The following is a 20,680-nucleotide window of genomic DNA, read 5'->3' as shown; positions in this document are numbered from 1 at the left end:
ACGACCCTATCCACGACCGCTCACGACGCGGAACCTGCGGGACTGGAGGCGCGGTGCGGGCCGGCACCGTGCCTCCTGTCCAGCGGGCGGTCGCGCCTCAGTGCGCAGCGGCTTCCCAGTTCGGGCCGACGCCCACGGACACGTCCAGCGGGACGGTCAGCTCGGCCGCGCCGCCCATGCGGGTGCGGAGGATCTCCTCGACCCGCTCCTGCTCGCCGGGCGCGACCTCGAGGATGAGCTCGTCGTGCACCTGCAGCAGCAGGTGCGACGCGAGCTCGCCGTCGCGGAGGTCGGCGGCGACGCCGAGCATCGCGATCTTCATGATGTCGGCCGCCGAGCCCTGGATCGGCGCGTTCAGCGCCGCGCGCTCGGCGTTCTCGCGGAGGACGCGGTTCGGGCTCTTCAGGTCGGGGAACGGGCGACGGCGACCGAAGATGGTCTCGGTGTAGCCGTCCTCGCGCGCCTGCTCGACGACACCGCGCAGGTAGTCGCGCACCGCGCCGAACCGGGCGAAGTACTCGTTCATGAGGGTGCGCGCCTCGGACTGCTCGATGCGGAGCTGCTTCGACAGGCCGAACGGGCTGAGGCCGTAGGCGAGGCCGTACGACATCGCCTTGACCTTCGTGCGCATCTCGGGCGTGACGTCGGCCGGCTCGACCGAGAACACCCGGGCGCCGACGAACCGGTGCAGGTCCTCGCCCTCGTTGAAGGCCTGGATCAGACCCGGGTCACCGGACAGGTGCGCCATGATGCGCATCTCGATCTGCGAGTAGTCGGCCGTGATGAGCGTCGTGTAGGGCTCGGCGACGGCGAACGCCGACCGGACCCGGCGCCCCACCGCGGTCTTCACCGGGATGTTCTGCAGGTTCGGGTCGGTCGACGAGATGCGGCCGGTGCTGCTGCCGGTCTGCTCGTACCGGGTGTGGATGCGACCGTCGACGATCGCGGCGTCGAGCGTGTCCACTATCTGCCGGAGCTTCGTGGCGTCGCGGTGCTGGAGCAGCAGGCCGAGGAACGGGTGCGGGTGCTGTTCCTGCAGGTCGGCGAGGCTCGCGGCGTCGGTCGAGAACCCGGTCTTCGTCTTGCGGGTCTTCGGCATCGCGAGCTCGGTGAAGAGGACCTCTTGCAGCTGCTTCGGCGACCCGAGGTTCACCTCGTGCCCGATCTCGGCGAAGGCCTGCTGCGCGAGTTCGGCCGCGCGCTCCCCCAGGTCGTGCGACAGCCCGGTGAGCACCGGACGGTCGATCGCGACACCCGTGGTCTCCATGCCGGCGAGGACCGGGACGAGCGGGAGCTCGATGTCGTCGAGGACGGTGAGCGAGGACTCGTCGAGACGCGCACGCAGCGCGGTGGTGACCCGGAGCACGAACCACGCGTGCACGCCGACGTTCACCGGGTCGGTCTCGGGGACGAGCTGGTTCGGGTCGGCCGTGGGGAGCTCTTCGCCGAGTTCCTGGTAGACGAGGTCGGCGAGGGGCTGCCCCTGCTTGCCCGGCTGCGCGAGCCACCCGGTCAGGCGGGCGTCGCCGGCGATGCCGTTCACCTCGAAGCCGACCGTGGCGAGTGCCTTGATCGCGGTCTTGGCGTCGTGGAAGTGCTTCGGGGCGTCGGAGGCGAACCACGCCGACAGCTGCTCGTAGTCCTTCGCGCCGCTGCCGCCCGGGACGAGGACGGCGTCGTCGTGCGTGGCGATGCCGATCGCGCTGAGGCGGCCGTCGATGACCTCGACCGCGACGCCGTAGCCGTTCGCCGCCTCGGCCGCGTTGCGCCGCTCGAGCCAGTAGCCGAGCTCCTCGTCGATGAGGGTCTTGACCGCGGGCGGCGTCGGCGCACCGCTGTCGACCGAGCCCTCGACCGCGCTGGACTCCGACGCCTCGCCGGAGCCCGCGACCTTGAACACGCGGTCGAGCAGCGTGCGGAACTGCAGCTTCGCGAAGAGCTCGCGCACCGCGGCCTCGTCGAGGGGACGGAGTGCGACGTCAGCAGGCCCGACGGGCAGTTCCACGTCGTTCACGAGCCGGTTGAGCTTCCGGTTGCGGATCGCCCGGTCCTTCTGCTCGCGCAGGTTGTTGCCGACGACGCCCTTGATCTCGTCGGCGTGCTCGAGCACTCCGTCGAGGGAGCCGTACGCCGTGATCCACTTCACCGCGGTCTTCTCGCCGACCTTGTCGATGCCGATGAGGTTGTCGCTGGTCTCGCCGACGAGGGCCGCGATGTCGGGGTACTGGTGCGGCTCGATGCCGTACCGCTCGTACACCTTGTCGCGGTCGTACCGGGTGAGCTCGGAGACGCCACGGACCGACGGGTACAGCAGCGTGACGTCGTCGTTCACGAGCTGGATCGAGTCGCGGTCGCCGGACACCACGTAGACCTGGTAGCCCTGTTCGGAGCCCTGGCGGGCGAAGGTGGCGAGGATGTCGTCGGCCTCGTAGTCCTCCTTCGTGACGGTGGTGATGCCCATCGCCTCGAGCGCCTGCTGGAGGAGCGGGATCTGGCCCTTGAACTCGGCCGGGGTCTCGGAGCGGGTGCCCTTGTAGTCCTCGTACTCACGCGTGCGGAACGAGAAGCGCGAGATGTCGAACGCGACCGCGAGGTGGGTCGGCTTCTCGCGCTGGAGGAGCATGAGCAGCATCGAGATGAAGCCGTGGATGGCGTTCGTGTGCTGCCCGTCACGGTTCACGAAACTGTCGACCGGCAGCGCGTAGAAGGCCCGGAAGGCGAGCGAGTGGCCGTCGATGACCATGAGGGTAGGCTTTGCGGAGTCCGACACCCGGACAGCCTACCGACGCCATCCGACACGGGAGTCCGCCAGCGTGACCGATCGAGCTGCCACCACCGGGACCGTCGACGAGCGCCTCGCCGATCGTGGGATGGGCGAGCTCGCCGAGAAGATGGGCATGGTCATCACGGAGCTCACGGCCGAGCGTGCGGTGGGCACCATCCCGGTCGAGGGCAACCGTCAGCCCGTCGGACTCCTGCACGGCGGCGCCTACGTCGTCCTGGCCGAGAGCCTCGGGTCGATGGCCGCGAACGTGCACGCCGGTCCCGGCCGGTACGCGGTCGGCATCGAGCTGAACGCCTCGCATTCCCGGAGCGCCACGAGCGGCCTGGTCACCGGTACCTGCACGGCACTGCACCTGGGCAACACGCTCACCACGCACGAGATCGTCCTCACCGACGACCAGGGGCGGCGCTGCTCCACCGTGCGCATCACCAACATGATCCGCGAAGCCCGCTGACCCCGGCGGGCGTCACGAAGGAGTGACCCGTGCCCGCCACCGACTGGAGGATCGAACTGATCCTCGTCCCCGTCAGCGACGTCGACCGATCCCGCGAGTTCTACGAACGGATCGGCTTCTCGATCGACCACGACCAGCGCGTCTCCGACGAGCTCCGCTTCGTGCAGGCCACCCCGCCCGGGTCCGCCTGCTCCATCGCGTTCGGCGAGGGCATCATGTCCCCGGACGTCGTCCCCGGCTCGCTCAAGTCGATCCAGGTCGTCGTCCCGGACGCCGACGAGGCCCTCGCGCACCTGCGGGGGCTCGGCGTCGACGCGATCGGGGTGGACGAGATGGCGTGGGGACGCTTCGTCTTCTTCACCGACCCCGACCAGAACGCGTGGACGCTGCAGCAGCTCCCGGCGCGCGGATGACCGGTCAGTCCTCGGGCGGGCGCTGCAGCAGCAGTCGGGCGTCGCCGAACCCGAGGCGGCGGTAGAGCGTCTCGCCCTCGACGCTCGAGTGCACCGACGTCCGCTCCGCACCGAGCTCGTCGGCGGCGTCGAGCAACGCGGTCACGAGGCGCTTCGCGACGCCGGCGCCCCGCAGGTCGGGGTGGACGTAGACGGTCTGCACGTCAGCGGTCAGCCGTCGCCCGGGTCGGTCCGGCGTCGGGGGCCGTGCGACGAGCCCGAGCCACGCCATGCCGAGCACCCGGCCGTCGCGTTCGGCCACGACGCAGCGGTGCGTGTCGGGGTGGGCGGCGGCGAACGCCGACATCGCCTCGCGGTACTCGTCCGGCGTCACGCCCGGCGTCGCACCGCCTTCGTCGACGCTCCACCGCCATCGCAGGTCGGCCACCGCCGGCATGTCGTCGGGCCTGGAGGCACGGATCACCACGTCGTCCATGGCTCCACCCTGCCAGGTGGTCGGCCTGGTGCGCGCTCGGGTCGCTACTTCTTGGCGCTGAGCTGCTCGATGATCGCCTTGGCGACGTCGTGCATGGTCAGGCGGCGGTCCATCGAGGCCTTCTGGATCCAGCGGAACGCCTCGGGCTCGGTGAGGCCCATCTTCTCGTTGAGCAGGCCCTTGGCGCGGTCGACGAGCTTGCGGGTCTCGAAGCGCTCGACGAGGTCGGCGACCTCGGCCTCGAGCGTGATGATCTGCTGGTGCCGCGAGAGGGCGATCTCGATCGCGGGCAGGAGGTCGTTCGGCGTGAACGGCTTGACGACGTAGGCGAGGGCGCCGGCCTCGGTCGCACGCTCGACGAGGTCCTTCTGGCTGAACGCCGTGAGGAGAACCACGGGGGCGATGTGGTTCTTCGAGAGCTTCTCGGCGGCGGAGATGCCGTCGAGCTGCGGCATCTTGACGTCCATCACGACGAGGTCGGGACGGAGGTCGGTCGCGAGCTGCACGGCGGTCTCGCCGTCACCCGCTTCGCCGACGACGTCGAACCCGTTGTCGCGGAGGATCTCGACGATGTCGAGGCGGATGAGCGACTCGTCCTCGGCGACGACGACGCGACGGGGTGCTGTTGCAGTTGCTTCTGTGTCACTCACACCCGGAAGCCTACTAGACGCAGGAAGTCGCGTTCGTCAGGCGGAGAGTCCTGCGTTGTACGAGCGGCGGGGCTGCGGTACCGGGACTGTCCCGCACGCCGTGAGCCGCGTTGTACGAGTGGCGGGACTCGAACCCGCACGCCGTGAAGCAGAGCATTTTGAGTGCCCCGTGTCTACCATTCCACCACACTCGCGTAGGGCATCAGGCTAGCAGGACGCCCGCTCGCGGACGTGCACCGGCCGGCACCGTCGCGCTCGCGGGCAGGCGCACGTCGAACACCGCGCCGCCGAGTTCTCCGTCGCCCCCGTGCGCGAGCGAACCGCCGTGCGCGACGGCGATCCCGCGCGCTATCGGCAGCCCGAGGCCGGCGCCGCCGGAGCGGGTGTCCCGAGCGTCCTCGAGCCGGACGAGTCGGTCGAACACGCGCTCGCGGTCGGCTGCCGGGATCCCGGGGCCGTCGTCCTCGACACGGAGCAGCATGCCGCCCGGTCCATTGCTGAGCGCGAGCCGGACCGTGCCGGTGCCCCCGGTGGCCCTCGCGGCGTTGTCGACCAGGTTGCCGAGGACCTGGGCGAGCCGGTCCGGGTCCACGTTGGCGTCGACCGGGTGCTCGGGAACCTCGACGCGCAGCTCCACGCCGGGCAGCCGGATGCGGAGCCGCTCGGCCTCGGTGTCGAGCCAGTCGACGAGGTCCGTCCGGCGCCGGTCGAGGGCGATCCCCCGGTCCAGCCGCGCCATCGTCAGCATGTCGTCGACGAGCCGAGCCGCCCGGTCGGCCTGCCGCACGACGTGTACCGCGAGCAGCTCGTTCGTCTCCGGGTCGTCCGGGCCGTTGCGCACGAGGGTGTCCGCCGCGGCCCGGACACCGGCGACCGGGGTCCGCAGCTCGTGGGCGGCGTCCGACAGGAACGCGCGGACCCGTTCCTCGGCGGCGACGGCCTGCGCCTCCGCACCCTCGACCGCGTCGAGCATCTCGTCGAGGGCGAGCGCCACCCGGCCGATCTCCGTGTCGGTGCGGGACGGCCGGAGTCGGCGTCCGCGGTCCCCCGCGGTGATGGACCGGGCCGCGGCGGTCATCTCGTCGAGCGGGCGCAGCGAGCGTCGGACGACGAGCACGACACCCACGACGGCGACGCCGAGGAAGGCGGCGGACGCACCGCCCATCACCCAGCCGAGCTGCGCCAGGGTCTCCTGCACGTCGCGCGTGCCGGCGGTCAGCGTGATGCGGGTGCCGTCCTCGAGCTCCGAGCGGAGGGTCAGCACGCCGTCGTCCTCGTGCACCGACGACGACGTGATGGTGGCGCCGGCACTGTCGGACGAGCCGGTGGTCGACGGAGCCGCCGAGGACCGGGCCGCCGGTCCGGGCAGGCCCGTCGGGTCGGGTGGCCCCTTCCGCAACTGCTCGGGGCTGGGGCCGGCCTCGACCGCGGCGCCGTCGGGTTCGACGATCCGCACGGAGAGCCCTTGCGCCGACAACCGGTCGGCGAGGTCGCTCGCGTCGAGCACCCCGACGAGCGCGGCCGCAGCGGACGCCCGGTCACGCAGGCGGTCCTCGACCTGCGCGGTCAGTCGGGCGCCGAGGACGGCCTCGACCGCGACGACGAGGGCCGTCAGCAGGACCGCGAGGAGCACGAGGATCGCGACCACGGTCCGCAGCCGGAGCGAGGTGGTCCGCAGGCGTCCGTCGCGCATCACGCCGCACCCCGGTCCACCGCGAGCCGGTACCCGAGGCCCCGGACGGTGTGCACGAGCCGCGGCCCGTGCGCCTCCATCTTCCGCCGCAGTGCGCTGAGGTGCACCTCGACCAGGTTGGGTGCGATGTCCTCGTAGCCCCAGACCTGGGTCGTGATCTGCCCCTTCGACACCGTCCGTCCGCGGCTCTCGGCGAGGAACCGGAGGAGTCGGAACTCGGTCGCGGTCAGGTCGAGCAGCACGCCGGCGCGGCGGACCGTGGAGCCGTCGGGGTCGAGCACGAGGTCGCCCACCTCGATCACGGACGGCACCCGTCCTCGGCGCCGGAGCACCGCCGTCACCCGGGCGACGAGCTCCGCCATCGCGAACGGCTTCACGACGTAGTCGTCCGCACCCTCGGCGAACCCGCGCAGTCGGTCGTCGAGCTCGTCCCGCGCGGTGGTCATCACGACGGCGGCGTCCGACCGGGCCCGGATGCGGGCGGCGAGCAGGATGCCGCTCGGCCCGGGGAGCATCCAGTCGAGCAGGACGAGGTCCGGCGCGGTGCGGTCGAGGTCGGCGGCGATGGAACGGCCGTCCGTGACCTCGGCGACGGAGAACCCCTCGGCGCGGAGGGTCGTCACGACGGCGGTGCGGAGGGAGTCGTCGTCCTCGACGACCAGGATGCGGGCGGGTGCGGTCACGGCGGACACCGTAGGTCGGCTCCGCCAGCACGGAGCATGGAACGGCCTGGAGAAACCCTGTGCTCCACGAATGCTTCAGTCCTGCTTCAGATTCGAACCCGAGCGTCGTCCTCGTCGGCGGACCGACCCGGTCGACCGACGGATGAACAGGAGAACACCATGGAGAACGAACAGGGCACGAAGCGTCGCCGGACCCTCCGCGCGGTCGGGATCGGATCCGCGGCGGCGGCCGTGCTGGTCCTCGGCGGGATCGGGGTGAGCGCAGCAGTGGCCGCCCCCGCCACGCCGAGCGCAGCAGTGGCCGCCCCCGCCACGCCGAGCGCATCGGCAACCGGAGCCCCGTCCGGAGTACCGAGCGGCGCACCGACCGTCGCGCCCACGGACGGACCCGCCGCCGGGCCCGCCGGGAAGGGCGACTCGACGGGCACCGCCCCCGGCTGCGTCGCCGGCCCGCTCGCCGACGGGAAGGCGCCGACCCCGCCGAAGGACGGCACGGCTCCGACCCCGCCGAAGGACGGGAAGGCACCCAAGCCCCCGAAGGACGGCACGGCACCCACCCCGCCGAAGGACGGAACGGCACCGAAGCCGCCGAAGGACGGGAAGGTTCCGACCCCGCCGAAGGACGGCGAGGCACCGACCCCGCCGGCCGCACCCGACGCGGGCGCCACCTCGACACCGGAGCCGACGACCGGGTCCTGACCGCCCCGCACCCGCCGCGGGAGGCGCGCGCCGTCGGCCGACGGACCGACGTGTGCCGTGCCTCCCGAGCCGGCGGAGCCGTCCGCTCAGGGACGCTCGATCGCCTCGATCGCCGCCACCACGCCCGCCCGCCGCGGCGACCGACGCGGCAACGCCGCAAGCAGCGCCCGCAGCACCTGCTCGTCCGCCGCGCCGTCCGCGGTGCGTGCCCACGCCTGCAGCGCGTCCACCCCGCCGTCCTGGAGGAGCGACTCACGGAACCGGGACCGGACGCGGTCACGCAGGTCGTCGACCCCGGGCGACGCGGACCCCGGCAGGACCGGTCCGGTGTACCGGTCGACGGCCTGGAGGCGCGCCCCGCGGTCGAGCGCGGACAGGACCGTCTCGACGTCGGTCCGGATCCCCTCCAGGCGGTACGGCCTGGACGTCAGGCGCGCGTCGAGCGCGTGGTCGGCGAGGACACGGCGGAGCCGCACCACCTCGGCCCGCAGCGTCTGGACGGCGCGCGGGTCGCCGTAGACGGCGACCGCGAGGTCCGCGGCGGCCAGTCCCTGCGGGTTCGCGGCGAGCACCGCGAGGATCTCCGAGTGCCGCTCCGACAGCGCGACCGACCGCGACCCGGCGTGCAGCGTCGCGGTGTCGGACCCGAGCAGGGTGAGCTCGACGGACGGGGCCGCCGCCGGACGGTGTGCGGTCCGGGCCGAGAGCGCCGCCAGTGCGAGTTCGGCCTCGGCCGCCGCGGCCGTCGCCGTCAGGAGCGGGAGCGTGTGGCGTTCGACGGCGCGGTCGTCGCCCGTGATGTCGAGCGCGCCGACCACCGTGCCCGCGGCGTCGCGGAGCGGGACCGCCGTGCAGGAGAACCCCTTCACGGCCGTCGCGTAGTGCTCCTCGGCGTGGATCTGCACGGCCTGTCCGAGCCGGAGCGCGGTCCCCGGAGCACTCGTCCCGGCGCGTTCCTCCGCCCAGTCGGCACCGGGGACGAACCCCATGCCCTCCGCGGCGCGCCGGGCTGATCGTGCGCCGTCCACCCAGACGAGCCGACCCGATGCGTCCGCCAGGGCGACGACGCACCCCGCCGACCGGACGTCGTCGAGCAGCAGTCGTCGGACGACCGGCAGCGCCGTGGCGAGCGGACCGGCGCGGCGCAGGGAGTCGAGTTCGTCCTCGCCGATCGAGGGCGTCGGCACGGTCTCGGGGTCGACGCGGGCGGAGCGACGCCAGGACGCGGCGACGAGCGGGCGGAGACCGGACGGTTCGCGCATGCGCCCTCCTGTCCGGTCCCCGTCGCGTCGTCGCGATCGGTGCGGTCAGCCTACTTCCGGCACCCCGCTCGGGCCAGGGCCGGCGCTGACCAGGCCGAGATCCGCGAGCTCGGCGTCGTCCAGCATCCGGGAGCGGGTGAGGAACCGCTTGCCCTCCGGTACCTCGAGCGAGAAGCCCGCGCCACGACCGTCCACGACGTCGATCGTGAGGTGGGTGTGCTTCCAGTACTCGAACTGCGACCGCGACATGTACACCTCGACGGGCGCGATGCCGTCGACCTCGAGCGCGCCGAGGAGCACGTCGCCCGAGCCGGTCGTGAACATGCCGACGGGGTAGCACATCGGGCTGGAGCCGTCGCAGCACCCGCCCGACTGGTGGAACATGAGCGGGCCGTGCCGGGCGGCGAGGGAGCGCAGGAGCTCCCCCGCCGCCGGCGTCACCGCCACGCGGGCGGTGGCGGGCCGGTCGTCGGTGTCGGGCCGGTCGTCGGTGTCGGGCATCAGAAGAAGCCCATCGGGCCCTCGGCGTAGGACACCAGCAGGTTCTTCGTCTGCTGGTAGTGCTCCAGCATCATCTTGTGGTTCTCCCGTCCGATGCCGGACTGCTTGTAGCCGCCGAACGCCGCTCCGGCGGGGTACTGGTGGTAGGTGTTCTCCCACACGCGCCCGGCCTGGATGTCACGGCCGGCGCGGTAGAGCGTGGTGGCCTCGCGGCTCCACACCCCGGCGCCGAGGCCGTACAGCGTGTCGTTGGCGATCGAGATCGCGTCGTCGTAGCCGCTGAAGCTCGTCAGCGCGAGGACCGGGCCGAAGATCTCCTCCTGGAAGATCCGCATCGAGTTGTCCCCCTCGAACACCGTCGGCGTGACGTAGTACCCGCCGGACAGCTCCCCGCCGAGGTCCGCCCGCTCGCCACCGATGAGGAGCTTCGCGCCCTCCTGCTTCCCGATGTCGATGTAGCTCAGGATCTTCTCGAGCTGGTCGTTCGACGCCTGCGCGCCGATCATCGTCGACAGGTCGAGCGGGTGCCCCTGCTTGACGGCGCGCACCCGGTCGAGGCCGTCCGCGACGAAGCCGTCGTAGATCTCCCTCGCCACGAGTGCCCGCGACGGGCAGGTGCAGACCTCGCCCTGGTTGAGGTTGAAGAACGCGAAGCCCTCGAGTGCCTTGTCGTAGAAGGCGTCCTGCTGCTGGGCGACGTCGGCGAAGAAGACGTTCGGGCTCTTGCCGCCGAGTTCGAGCGTCACGGGGATGAGGTTCTGCGACGCGTACTGCATGATGAGCCGGCCCGTGGTCGTCTCCCCCGTGAAGGCGACCTTGCGGATGTCCGGGTGCTGCGCGAGCGGTGCACCGACCTCGATGCCGAAGCCGTTCACGACGTTGAGGACACCGGCCGGGAGCAGGTCCCCGATCAGGTCGATGAGCACGTGGATGGACGCCGGCGTCTGCTCGGCCGGCTTCAGGACGACGCAGTTGCCCGCCGCCAGTGCCGGGGCGAGCTTCCACACCGCCATCAGGATGGGGAAGTTCCACGGGATGATCTGCCCGACGACGCCGAGCGGTTCGTGGAAGTGGTAGGCCACGGTGTCGTGGTCGATCTCCCCCGTCGAGCCCTCCTGCGCGCGGATCGCCCCGGCGAAGTATCGGAAGTGGTCGATCGCCAGCGGGATGTCCGCGCCGATGGTCTCGCGGATGGGCTTGCCGTTCTCCCACGTCTCCGCGACCGCCAGGGCCTCGAGGTTCTGCTCCATCCGGTCCGCGATCCTGTTGAGGATGCCGGCGCGTTCGGCGACGCTCGTCCGACCCCAGGCCGGGAACGCCTTCCACGCGGCCTCGACCGCACGGTCGACGTCCGTGGAGTCGCCGCGGGCGATCTCGGTGAAGACCTTGCCGGTGACGGGAGTGGGGTTCTCGAAGTACTGTCCCCCGGCCGGCGGGACGTACGCGCCGCCGATGTAGTGGTCGTACCGGGAGCGGTACGAGACGAGGGACCCCTCCTCGCCGGGTGCGGCGTAGGTGGATGGTGACGGTGCGATGGTCATGGTGGACACCTTTCGACGACTCTGTCGGGGCGCTGGGTCCGCGCCTGTCCGAACGCTACGACGGCGCAGGTTGCATCCGGTTGCACCTCTTCGCGGCGCTTCGCCCTCCGCGCGACGAACCGACCGCTGCCGGCCGAGGTAGCGTCGGACCGAGCAGACCTGACAGGGAGGAGTGCTCGTGGACTCTCGTGCCGTCCGCACGTTCCGCGTGTTCGTCATCGTCACCGCGGTCGTCGCCATCGCGCTCGGCATCGTCGCGATCGTCTGGCCGCGGCCGTCGCTCGTCGTCGTCGCGCTGCTGTTCGGCGTGTACCTCGTCGTGGCCGGCGCACTGCGGGTGTTCGCCGCGGTGCGGGGCCACGGCACGCCGCCGGTGTGGCGCTGGACCTCCGGCGTCGTCGGCGGCCTGGTCGGGGTCGCCGGACTCGTGACGCTGCTGGACCCCGCCGTCCCGCTCGTCGTCTACGCGGTGCTCGCCGGCGTCGGCTTCATCGTCGAGGGGATCGCGTCGTTGATCGGCGGCTTCGTGGGACACCCGGGGTCGTCGCGGGTCCCGTCGATCGTGAGCGGGGTGCTCTCGATCCTCGGGGGCGTGGTCGTGCTGGTCGCGCCGGGGCTCGCGCTGACCGTGTTCATGGTCTTCTCGGGCATCGCGCTCATCGTCGTCGGCGCTGCGGCCCTGCTACTGCTCCCGCCCCGCGCGGCCGTCCGTCGCTAGCCCGGGTGGGCCGGACGCGGCCTCGTCGGTCGTCGGAGGGCTACGCGCTGCCCGTCCCGAACAGCAGTCCGAGTCCGTAGGTGACCGCTGCCGCACCGAACCCGATCGCGAGCTGCCGGAGCGCCCGACGCAGCGGCGACGCACCGCTCAGCACGCCGACCACCGCACCCGTGCCGAGCAGGGCGATCCCGACGAGGAGCGCCGCGACCGCGATCGCCGCCCACCCCTCGAGGCCGAACAGGTACGGGAGCACCGGGATGATCGCCCCCGACGCGAAGAAGCAGAAGCTCGAGACCGCCGCGCTCATGCCGTTGCCGATGGCCTCGTGGTCGTCCACCGGCGCCGTGCCCGTCACCGCGGCTCCGCCGAGGACGTCGTCGGCGTGCTGCTGGGCCTCGGCCTCGGACATGCCCCGAGCGCGGTACACGAGGGCGAGCTCGTTCGCGTCCACGTCGAGGTCCGCGACGGCCCGGCCGGCTTCGGGGTGCGGCGCCGATGCCGTGAGGAGCTCGCGCTGCGACCGCACCGAGACGTACTCCCCCGCCCCCATCGACAGCGCGCCGGCGAGGAGTCCCGCGATGCCGCTCAGGAGGACGAAGTGCCGGTCCGCCCCGGACGCGCTCACGCCGATGATGAGCGCCAGGTTCGACACGAGGCCGTCGTTCGCGCCGAACACCGCGGCACGGAAGGTGCCGGACAGACGCATCCGCCCGCGGTTGGCGAGCCCGCGGACGACCTCGCCGTGGATCCGTTCGTCGGCCGCCATGCTCGCGGTCGCGTCGGCGTCGTCGGCGTAGGGCGAACGGTCCTCGGCGCGCTGCATGAGCGCGAGGACGAACACCGACCCGAACCGCTTCGCCAGCGACGCGAGCACCCGGGTGCGGAGGCTCCCGCGCTGCGGCCGCCCGACGTCGTCGCCGAGCAGGTCGAGCCAGTGCTGCTCGTGCCGTCCCTCGGCCTCGGCCAGGGCGGACAGGATCTCGCGTTCCTCACCGTGTCGCCGGGCGGCGAGGTTCCGGTAGACGGCGGCTTCCGCCCGTTCGTCCGCCAGGTAGCGGCGCCAGCGTCGGACGTCGGTGCGCTGGGCGGTGGGTCGGGACTGGAGGCTCACACCGGCCATCCTGCCCGCTCGCGCGACCGCGTGGTCGCGGCGGCCGCGGGGCGGAACGCGACAGGGCGCGGACCGGAGGCTGCGTGCGTCGCCGCACCGTGCCTCCCGTCCGCGCCCTGTCGGGACGCGACGTCAGTCGCGCACGTAGGCCGGAGCGGCCTCGGCGTGGGCGTCGCCCACGCGGTGCACGCGCAGGTCGTTCGTCGACCCCTCGATGCCGGGAGGGGAACCGGCCGTCACGATGACGCGGTCCCCGGGGGCGGCGAGGCCGTTCTCGAGGAGGACGTCGTCCACCTGCGAGAAGAGCTCGTCGGTGTGGGTCTTGCGCTCGACGAGGAACGAGCGGACACCCCACGTGAGGGCCATGCGGCGACGCGTCGCCTCGTTCGGGGTGAACGCGATGATCGGCAGGCCGTGGCGCAGACGCGACATACGGCGGGCCGAGTCGCCGGACTCGGTGAACACGCAGAGGTACGAGGCCTCGGTGAACTCCGCGATCTCGACCGCGGCGAGCGTGATCGCCCCGCCGAGGGTGCGCGGCTTGGTGCCGAGCGGCGCGATGCGCTCGAGGCCGTGGTCCTCGGTGGACTCGACGATGCGGGCCATCGTGCGGACCGTCTGCACCGGGTACTCGCCGACGCTGGTCTCGCCCGAGAGCATGACCGCGTCCGCGCCGTCGAGCACGGCGTTCGCGACGTCGGAGGTCTCGGCGCGGGTCGGGATCGGCGACGAGATCATCGACTCGAGCATCTGGGTCGCGACGATGACCGGCTTCGCCATGCGGCGGGCGAGCTCGACGGCGCGCTTCTGCACGATCGGGACGGCCTCGAGCGGGAGCTCCACACCGAGGTCACCGCGGGCGACCATGATGCTGTCGAACGCGTCGATGATCTCCTCGAGCGCGTCGACGGCCTGCGGCTTCTCGATCTTCGCGATCACGGGGAGGCGCTTGCCCTCTTCGTCCATGATCTCGTGGGCACGCTCGACGTCGGCGGCGTTGCGCACGAACGACAGCGCGATGAGGTCGGCACCCTGGCGGATGCCCCAGCGGAGGTCCGCCTCGTCCTTCTCGCTGAGCGCGGGGACGTTCACGGCGACGCCGGGCAGGTTGATGCCCTTGTTGTTGGACACGGTGCCGCCGACGACGACCTCTGTGCGGACGCGCACGCCGTCGGTGTCGAGCACGCGGAGGCGGACCCGGCCGTCGTCGATGAGCAGCGGGTCACCGGGCTTGACGTCCTGCGGGAGGCCCTTGAAGGTCGTGCCGCAGATCTCCTTCGAGCCGGGGACGTCCTCGGTGGTGATGGTGAACACGTCGCCGACCGCGAGGTCGTGCGGGCCGTCGGCGAACTTCGCGAGGCGGATCTTCGGACCCTGCAGGTCGACGAGGATCGCGACGGGCTTGCCGAGCTCCTCGGCGGCGCGACGGACGTTCTCGTAGTTGGCCTCGTGGACGCTGTAGTCACCGTGGCTGAGGTTGAGGCGGGCGACGTCGACGCCTGCCTCGATGATCTCCTTGACGGTCTCGTACTCCGACGTTGCCGGTCCGAGCGTCGAAACGATCTTTGCGCGTCTCAATGGATTCCTTCGTGGTGGTGGATGGTGCTTGGGTTTCCGCGCTGTGGGGCCGCGCGGAACGAAGCGAGGCCACCAGCACCCTATCGAGTGCCGGTGGCCTGTCGCTCACTGCTGGGTGGGCATCGGGTGGACGTCCATCGTCAGACCGAGATCGCCCGGTCGGTCGCCTTGACCGGAGCCGGGAGGATCGTCGAGCCCTCGAGGTACTCGTCGACCTTCGCGGCGGCGGCCCGGCCCTCGGCGATCGCCCACACGATGAGCGACTGCCCACGACCGGCGTCGCCCGCGACGAAGACGCCCGGCTCGTTGGTCGTGTAGTCGGCCTGGCGGGCGACGGCACCGGAGACCGTCACGGGCAGCCCGAGCTGCGGCGCCAGCGTGTCGGTCTCGGGACCGGTGAAGCCCATGGCGACGAGGACGAGGTCCGCGGGGATCTCACGCTCGCTGCCGGCCTTCGGGACACGGCGTCCGTCGAGGTACTCGGTCTCGGCGACGCGGAGCGCCCGGACCTCGCCGGCCTCGTTCGCGAGGAACTCGACGGTGGACGCGAGGTAGTGGCGTTCGCCGCCCTCTTCATGGGCGCTCGTGACCTCGAACACGGTCGGGAACATCGGCCACGGCTGCTCGGACGGACGCTCCAGCGGCGGCTGCTTGCCGATCGCGAGGTTCGTCACGCTGAGCGCACCCTGCCGGTGGGCGGTCCCGATGCAGTCCGCACCGGTGTCGCCGCCGCCGATGACGACGACGTGCTTGCCCTCGGCCGTGACCTGGTTGTCGACGGTCGTGCCGGCGTTGGCCTTGTTCTGCTGCACGAGGTAGTCCATCGCGAAGTGCACGCCGGCGAGGTCGCGCCCCGGGATCGGCAGGTCGCGCGGGACCGTGGCGCCGGTGGCGACGACGACCGCGTCGTACCGGGACTTCAGGTCGTCCCAGGTGATGTCGCGCCCGATCTCGACGCCCGCACGGAAGCGGGTGCCCTCGGCCTGCATCTGGGCGAGCCGCGCGTCGATCTGACGCTTCTCCATCTTGAAGTCCGGGATGCCGTAGCGGAGCAGACCACCGATGCGGTCGTCGCGCTCGTACACCGCGACGGTGTGGCCGGCGCGGGTCAGCTGCTGTGCGGCGGCGAGCCCGGCGGGACCGGACCCGACGACCGCGACGGTCTTGCCGGTCAGGCGCTCCGGCGGGTGGGGCGTGACCCAGCCGTTCTGGAACGCCTCGTCGATGATCGAGACCTCGACCTGCTTGATCGTCACCGGCGGCTGGTTGATGCCGAGCACGCAGGACGCCTCGCACGGTGCCGGGCAGAGCCGACCCGTGAACTCCGGGAAGTTGTTCGTCGCGTGGAGTCGCTCGATCGCCTGCCGGCCCTCGCCGCGCCAGGTGAGGTCGTTCCACTCGGGGATGAGGTTGCCGAGCGGGCACCCCTGGTGGCAGAACGGGACGCCGCAGTCCATGCAGCGTCCGGCCTGTCGCTTGAGCGCGCCGGACTCCTGCTGCTCGTAGACCTCTTTCCAGTCCATGAGCCGCACGGGTACGGGTCGTCGGGCCGGGAGCTCGCGCTCCTGGACCTTCAGGAATCCCTTGGGGTCAGCCACCGGTCACCTCCAGAATGCGGTTCCAGACGACGTCGCCGTCCGGGTCGAGGCCCTCGTCGACGGCCTGCTGTCGGGTCTCGAGCACCGCCGCGTAGTCCCGCGGCAGCACCTTGACGAAGTCGCTCAGGTCACCGGACTCGAGCAGTTCGCTCGCGAGGGTCGACCCGGTCTCGGCAGCGTGCCGCGCGAGCAGGTCGTTCACGATCTCGACGTCGGCGCTGTCGAGCGGCTCGAGCCGGAGTTCACCGGACGCGAGCGAGTCGGTGTTCACGTGCTCTTCCCGCAGGCCGCGGACGTACGCGGTCCCGCCGGACATGCCGGCACCGAGGTTCCGACCCGTCTCGCCGAGGATCAGGGCGAGCCCACCGGTCATGTACTCGAGCGCGTGGTCCCCCACGCCCTCGACGACGGCGGTCGCACCGGAGTTGCGCACCAGGAAGCGTTCGCCCACGATGCCGCGGATGAACATGCTGCCCTGGGTCGCGCCGTAGCCGATGACGTTGCCGGCGATGACGTTCTGCGCGGGGTCGAAGCCACTGCCCGCGTCGGGCCGCACGACGATCTCGCCGCCGGACAGGCCCTTGCCGACGTAGTCGTTGCTGTCCCCGACCAGGCGGAGCGTGATGCCCGCCGGCAGGAACGCACCGAGCGACTGCCCGGCGGAACCGCGCAACGTCACGTCGATCGACCCCGACGGCAGGCCGTTCTCGCCGTGGCGGAGCGTGACCTCGTGGCCGAGCATCGTGCCGACCGCGCGCTCCGTGTTCCGGATCGGCAGGTCGAGCGCGATCGTCCCGCCGTGCTCGAGGACGTCGGCCGTCTGCTGGATGAGCTGCACGTCGAAGTGCTGCTCCAGCTCGTGGTCCTGGTCGCGCTGGTGCCGGCGGGGCTCGTCGGCGTCGAACCGCGGTCCCTTGAGCACGGGCTCGAGGTCGAGGCCGGACGCCTTCCAGTGCTCGACCGCGCGGTCGACGTCGAGGGCGTCGGCGTGGCCGATCGCCTCTTCGAGGGACCGGAAGCCGAGCTCGGCGAGGAGCTCGCGGACCTCTTGCGCGATGAACTCGAAGAAGTTCACGACGAACTCCGGCTTGCCGCTGAATCGCTTGCGGAGCTCGGGGTTCTGGGTCGCGACGCCGACCGGGCACGTGTCGAGGTGGCACACCCGCATGAGGATGCAGCCCTCGACCACGAGCGGCGCGGTCGCGAAGCCGTACTCCTCGGCGCCGAGCAGCGCGGCCACGACGACGTCACGGCCGGTCTTCATCTGCCCGTCGACCTGGACGACGACGCGGTCGCGCATGCCGTTGAGCATGAGCGTCTGCTGCGTCTCGGCGAGGCCGATCTCCCACGGGGTGCCCGCGTGCTTGAGCGAGTTCAGCGGCGACGCACCGGTGCCACCGTCGTGCCCGGAGACCAGGACGACGTCGGCGAGGGCCTTCGTCACACCGGCGGCCACGGCCCCGATGCCCGACTGGCTCACGAGCTTCACGTGGACGCGTGCGGACGGGTTCGCCCGCTTGACGTCGAAGATCAGCTGCTTGAGGTCCTCGATCGAGTAGATGTCGTGGTGCGGCGGCGGCGAGATCAGGCCGACACCCGCGGTCGCGTGCCGGGTGCGGGCCACCCACGGGTACACCTTGGTCGGGGGCAGCTGCCCGCCCTCGCCCGGCTTCGCACCCTGCGCCATCTTCAGCTGGATGTCGGTCGCGTGCGTCAGGTACATGCTCGTGACGCCGAACCGCCCGGACGCGACCTGCTTGATCGCGCTCCGACGCTCGGGGTCGAGCAGGCGGTCGACGTCCTCGCCGCCCTCGCCCGTGTTCGACCGGCCGCCGAGACGGTTCATCGCGATCGCGAGCGTCTCGTGGGCTTCCTTCGAGATGGAACCGTAGGACATCGCACCGGTGTTGAACCGCTTGACGATCGACTCGATCGGCTCGACCTCGTCGAGCGGGACCGGCTTGCGGGCACCCTGCGCGAAGCGGAAGAGGCCGCGGAGCGTCATCAGCTGCTCGGACTGGTCGTCGACCGCCTGCGAGTACTCGCGGAAGATGTCGTAGCGACGGGAGCGCGTCGCGTGCTGCAGCCGGAACACGGTGTCCGGGTTGAAGAGATGCGGCGGGCCTTCGCGACGCCACTGGTACTCGCCGCCGGTCTGCAGGCGCTCGTGCGAGAGGACAGCGCCGTCCTGCGGGTACGCCTGGGCGTGCCGCTCGGCGTTCTCCTTCGCGATGACCTCGATGCCGACGCCGCCGAGGATCGACGAGGTCCCGGTGAAGTACCGGTCGACGAACTCCTGGCTGAGCCCGACGGCCTCGAACGCCTGCGCGCCGGCGTAGCTCGACACCGTCGAGATGCCCATCTTCGACATGATCTTCAGCACGCCCTTGCCGAGCGCCTTGATCACGTTCTTGACGGCCTGCTCCGGCGTGATGCCGCTGATCATGCCCTGGCGGACGAGGATCTCGCAGGTCTCCATCGCGAGGTACGGGTTGATGGCCGACGCGCCGTAGCCGATGAGGGTCGCGACGTGGTGGACCTCGCGCACGTCACCGGCCTCGACGATGAGCCCGACCTTCATGCGCTGCTCGGTGCGGATGAGGTGGTGGTGCACGGCGGCGAGCAGCAACAGGCTGGGCACTGGTGCCTGTTCGGCGTTGCCGTCGCGGTCGGACAGCACGATGAACTGCTTGCCGGCCTCGATCGCCGCGTCGACCTCGTCGCAGACCGCGGCGATGCGCTTCTGCATGGCCTTCTTGCCGGCGTCGACGCGGTACAGGCCCTTGATCGTCACGGTCAGGTGGCGACCGGACTCGGTCTCGAAGTGCTGGATCTTGGCGAGCTCGTCGTTGTCGATCACGGGGAAGTCGAGCGTGATCTGCTTCGCGTGCTCGGGGCCGGCGCTCAGGAGGTTGCGCTCCGGCCCGAGTCCCATGCCCATCGAGGTGATGACCTGCTCGCGGATCGAGTCGAGCGGCGGGTTCGTCACCTGGGCGAACTGCTGGGTGAAGTAGTCGAAGAGCAGCCGGGGACGCTGGGACAGCACCGCGATCGGCGTGTCCGAGCCCATCGCCCCGAGCGGCTCCGCTCCGGTCTGCGCCATCGGACGCAGCAGGATGCGGACCTCTTCCTCGGTGTAGCCGAAGGCGCGCTGGCGACGGGTCACCGAAGCGGGCGTGTGCACGATGTGCTCGCGGTCCGGCAGGTCACCGAGGTTGATCCGGCCGCCGTCGAGCCACTCGCCCCACGGGCCGGACGTGGCCAGCTCGCGCTTGACCTCGTCGTCCTCGATGATGCGACCGGCCTCGGTGTCGACGAGGAACATCCGGCCGGGACGGAGCCGGCCCTTGCGCACGACCTTGTCGGCCGGCACGTCGATGACGCCCGTCTCGGAGCCCATGACGATCAGGCCGTCGTCGGTCACCAGGAAGCGACCGGGGCGCAGGCCGTTGCGGTCGAGGGTGGCGCCGACGAGCGTGCCGTCGGTGAACGTGATGGCTGCCGGGCCGTCCCACGGCTCCATGAGCATCGAGTGGTACTCGTAGAACGCCCGGAGCTCGGGGTCCATCCCGACCTGGTTCTCCCACGCTTCAGGGACCATCATCGACACCGCGTGCGGCAGCGACCGGCCGGTGAGCGTCAGGAGCTCGAGCACCTCGTCGAAGGACGCCGAGTCGCTGGCGCCCGGGCTGACGATCGGCAGCAGGGGCGCCATGTCGCCGAGCAGTTCGCTCTGCAGCTGCGACTGCCGGGCCCGCATCCAGTTGCGGTTGCCACGGACGGTGTTGATCTCACCGTTGTGCGCGAGCGTGCGGAACGGCTGCGCGAGCGGCCACGAGGGGAACGTGTTCGTGGAGTAGCGGGAGTGCACGATCGCGAGCTTCGACGCGAAGCGCTCGTCGCTGAGGTCCGGGTAGAACGGCTCGAGCTGGAGCGTCGTGACCATGCCCTTGTACACCATGGTCCGGCTCGACAGCGACATGAAGTAGACCTCGGTGTCGTGCTCGGCACGCTTCCGGAGGCGGAAGGCCTGGCGGTCGAGCGCGACGCCGCTCCACGACGCACCGTGCACGTCGTGCCGGATCGAGGCGACGAAGAGCTGCTCGAACGCGGGCATCGCCGCGCGGGCCAGGGTGCCGAGGACCTCGGGTCGGACGGGGACCTCGCGCCAGCCGAGGACGCGCAGGCCCTCTTCACGCGCGAGTCGCTCGACGGCGCCCTTCACCGCGTGGCGGTCGTCCTCGTCGACGGGCAGGTACGCGGTACCGACCGCGTACTCCCCCGCTGCGGGAAGGTCGAAGGACACCTCGGCGCGGAAGAACTCGTCGGGCACCTGGCAGAGGATGCCCGCGCCGTCGCCGGTCCCGGCGTCCGAACCGACCGCGCCCCGGTGTTCGAGGTTGCGCAGCGCACCGAGGGCGGCGTCGACGATGTCGTGCCCGGCCGTGCCGCGGAGCGTCGCGACCATCGCCAGGCCGCACGCGTCCTTCTCGTTCGCCGGGTCGTACATGCCGGTGGC

The 20,680-nt window shown here is 71.5% G+C and carries 16 protein-coding genes and 1 tRNA gene; 4 read left to right on the top strand and 13 right to left on the bottom strand.

Annotation, left to right across the window (positions count from 1 at the left end):
* Window positions 1-97: 97 nt before the first annotated feature.
* Window positions 98-2,770: a DNA polymerase I gene (polA, locus tag ACIPKM_RS03415; protein WP_402736165.1), complete on the bottom strand. Its 2,673-nt coding sequence runs from the start codon at window positions 2,768-2,770 to the stop codon at window positions 98-100.
* A gap of 100 nt (window positions 2,771-2,870) precedes the next feature.
* Here polA and ACIPKM_RS03410 point away from each other — a divergent pair, with 100 nt between their 5' ends.
* Both ACIPKM_RS03410 and ACIPKM_RS03405 read left to right on the top strand, forming a co-directional pair.
* Entirely contained in the window at window positions 2,871-3,239 is a 369-nt protein-coding gene (locus ACIPKM_RS03410; RefSeq protein ID WP_071296366.1) for a PaaI family thioesterase, read from the top strand.
* Window positions 3,240-3,268: 29 nt separating this feature from the next.
* Window positions 3,269-3,652 carry a VOC family protein gene (locus tag ACIPKM_RS03405; protein ID WP_070416222.1) on the top strand — a complete coding sequence of 128 codons (384 nt, stop codon included), beginning with the start codon at window positions 3,269-3,271 and terminating at the stop codon, window positions 3,650-3,652.
* Between the two features lie 4 nt (window positions 3,653-3,656).
* Here the strand turns inward: ACIPKM_RS03405 and ACIPKM_RS03400 are convergent, their stop codons facing one another.
* From ACIPKM_RS03400 to ACIPKM_RS03380, 5 genes are all read right to left on the bottom strand, one after another.
* Window positions 3,657-4,127, bottom strand: a complete 471-nt coding sequence (locus ACIPKM_RS03400; RefSeq protein WP_261646533.1) for a GNAT family N-acetyltransferase — start codon at window positions 4,125-4,127, stop codon at window positions 3,657-3,659.
* A 44-nt stretch (window positions 4,128-4,171) separates the two neighbouring features.
* Window positions 4,172-4,777, bottom strand: coding sequence for an ANTAR domain-containing response regulator (locus ACIPKM_RS03395; RefSeq protein WP_022905562.1), 606 nt, complete (start codon window positions 4,775-4,777; stop codon window positions 4,172-4,174).
* Window positions 4,778-4,890: 113 nt separating this feature from the next.
* Window positions 4,891-4,971 (bottom strand) — tRNA-Leu (locus tag ACIPKM_RS03390).
* Between the two features lie 8 nt (window positions 4,972-4,979).
* A complete protein-coding gene (locus ACIPKM_RS03385; protein WP_402736164.1) occupies window positions 4,980-6,470 on the bottom strand; it encodes an ATP-binding protein in 1,491 nt (496 codons plus the stop codon).
* A complete protein-coding gene (locus ACIPKM_RS03380) occupies window positions 6,470-7,153 on the bottom strand; it encodes a response regulator transcription factor (RefSeq protein WP_070419053.1) in 684 nt (227 codons plus the stop codon). Before ACIPKM_RS03380 ends, ACIPKM_RS03385 begins: the two co-directional genes overlap by 1 nt.
* Window positions 7,154-7,312: 159 nt before the next feature.
* Between ACIPKM_RS03380 and ACIPKM_RS03375 the strand changes: the two genes are divergently transcribed.
* A complete protein-coding gene (locus ACIPKM_RS03375; RefSeq protein WP_402736163.1) occupies window positions 7,313-7,852 on the top strand; it encodes a hypothetical protein in 540 nt (179 codons plus the stop codon).
* A gap of 86 nt (window positions 7,853-7,938) precedes the next feature.
* Here the strand turns inward: ACIPKM_RS03375 and ACIPKM_RS03370 are convergent, their stop codons facing one another.
* Genes ACIPKM_RS03370 through ACIPKM_RS03360 form a run of 3 tightly spaced genes read right to left on the bottom strand, consistent with a single transcriptional unit; the run spans window position 7,939 to window position 11,156 of the window.
* Window positions 7,939-9,114 carry a GAF domain-containing protein gene (locus ACIPKM_RS03370; RefSeq protein ID WP_402736162.1) on the bottom strand — a complete coding sequence of 392 codons (1,176 nt, stop codon included), beginning with the start codon at window positions 9,112-9,114 and terminating at the stop codon, window positions 7,939-7,941.
* 45 nt (window positions 9,115-9,159) lie between these two features.
* The gene (locus ACIPKM_RS03365; RefSeq protein WP_402736161.1) at window positions 9,160-9,615 is read right to left on the bottom strand and encodes a DUF779 domain-containing protein; all 456 of its coding nucleotides are present in this window, start codon (window positions 9,613-9,615) and stop codon (window positions 9,160-9,162) included.
* Window positions 9,615-11,156, bottom strand: a complete 1,542-nt coding sequence (locus ACIPKM_RS03360) for an aldehyde dehydrogenase family protein (protein ID WP_402736160.1) — start codon at window positions 11,154-11,156, stop codon at window positions 9,615-9,617. The genes ACIPKM_RS03365 and ACIPKM_RS03360 overlap by 1 nt, the downstream gene beginning before the upstream one ends.
* Window positions 11,157-11,334: 178 nt before the next feature.
* On the opposite strand from ACIPKM_RS03360, the gene ACIPKM_RS03355 reads away from it, so the two are divergent.
* On the top strand, window positions 11,335-11,874 hold the full coding sequence (locus ACIPKM_RS03355) for an HdeD family acid-resistance protein (RefSeq protein ID WP_070416229.1): 540 nt from the start codon (window positions 11,335-11,337) through the stop codon (window positions 11,872-11,874).
* A gap of 40 nt (window positions 11,875-11,914) precedes the next feature.
* Here the strand turns inward: ACIPKM_RS03355 and ACIPKM_RS03350 are convergent, their stop codons facing one another.
* The 4 genes from ACIPKM_RS03350 to gltB form a co-directional block, all read right to left on the bottom strand.
* Window positions 11,915-12,994, bottom strand: a complete 1,080-nt coding sequence (locus ACIPKM_RS03350) for a VIT1/CCC1 transporter family protein (RefSeq protein ID WP_071296287.1) — start codon at window positions 12,992-12,994, stop codon at window positions 11,915-11,917.
* A gap of 123 nt (window positions 12,995-13,117) precedes the next feature.
* Window positions 13,118-14,563 (bottom strand): pyruvate kinase, encoded by a 1,446-nt coding sequence (gene pyk / locus ACIPKM_RS03345; RefSeq protein WP_070416231.1) that lies wholly within the window; start codon window positions 14,561-14,563, stop codon window positions 13,118-13,120.
* A 140-nt stretch (window positions 14,564-14,703) separates the two neighbouring features.
* Complete coding sequence (locus tag ACIPKM_RS03340) at window positions 14,704-16,161, bottom strand: glutamate synthase subunit beta (RefSeq protein ID WP_092387017.1); 1,458 nt, start codon at window positions 16,159-16,161, stop codon at window positions 14,704-14,706.
* Window positions 16,154-20,671 (bottom strand): glutamate synthase large subunit, encoded by a 4,518-nt coding sequence (gene gltB, locus ACIPKM_RS03335; protein ID WP_071296364.1) that lies wholly within the window; start codon window positions 20,669-20,671, stop codon window positions 16,154-16,156. Before gltB ends, ACIPKM_RS03340 begins: the two co-directional genes overlap by 8 nt.
* Window positions 20,672-20,680: the final 9 nt, after the last annotated feature.

Source organism: Curtobacterium sp. NPDC086286, assembly GCF_044746255.1.
Lineage (GTDB): Bacteria > Actinomycetota > Actinomycetes > Actinomycetales > Microbacteriaceae > Curtobacterium.
This window is presented reverse-complemented; position numbering and strand designations above follow the sequence as displayed.

What these genes read in the sequence shown, in the direction of transcription:
- ACIPKM_RS03365 (WP_402736161.1), bottom strand. Translation starts at nt 9,615, where the DNA reads ATGCCCGACACCGACGACCGGCCCGACACCGACGACCGGCCCGCCACC.
- ACIPKM_RS03375 (WP_402736163.1), top strand. Translation starts at nt 7,313, where the DNA reads ATGGAGAACGAACAGGGCACGAAGCGTCGCCGGACCCTCCGCGCGGTC.
- ACIPKM_RS03400 (WP_261646533.1), bottom strand. Translation starts at nt 4,127, where the DNA reads ATGGACGACGTGGTGATCCGTGCCTCCAGGCCCGACGACATGCCGGCG.
- gltB (WP_071296364.1), bottom strand. Translation starts at nt 20,671, where the DNA reads ATGTACGACCCGGCGAACGAGAAGGACGCGTGCGGCCTGGCGATGGTC.
- ACIPKM_RS03360 (WP_402736160.1), bottom strand. Translation starts at nt 11,156, where the DNA reads ATGACCATCGCACCGTCACCATCCACCTACGCCGCACCCGGCGAGGAG.
- ACIPKM_RS03370 (WP_402736162.1), bottom strand. Translation starts at nt 9,114, where the DNA reads ATGCGCGAACCGTCCGGTCTCCGCCCGCTCGTCGCCGCGTCCTGGCGT.
- ACIPKM_RS03385 (WP_402736164.1), bottom strand. Translation starts at nt 6,470, where the DNA reads ATGCGCGACGGACGCCTGCGGACCACCTCGCTCCGGCTGCGGACCGTG.
- ACIPKM_RS03410 (WP_071296366.1), top strand. Translation starts at nt 2,871, where the DNA reads ATGGGCGAGCTCGCCGAGAAGATGGGCATGGTCATCACGGAGCTCACG.
- ACIPKM_RS03350 (WP_071296287.1), bottom strand. Translation starts at nt 12,994, where the DNA reads ATGGCCGGTGTGAGCCTCCAGTCCCGACCCACCGCCCAGCGCACCGAC.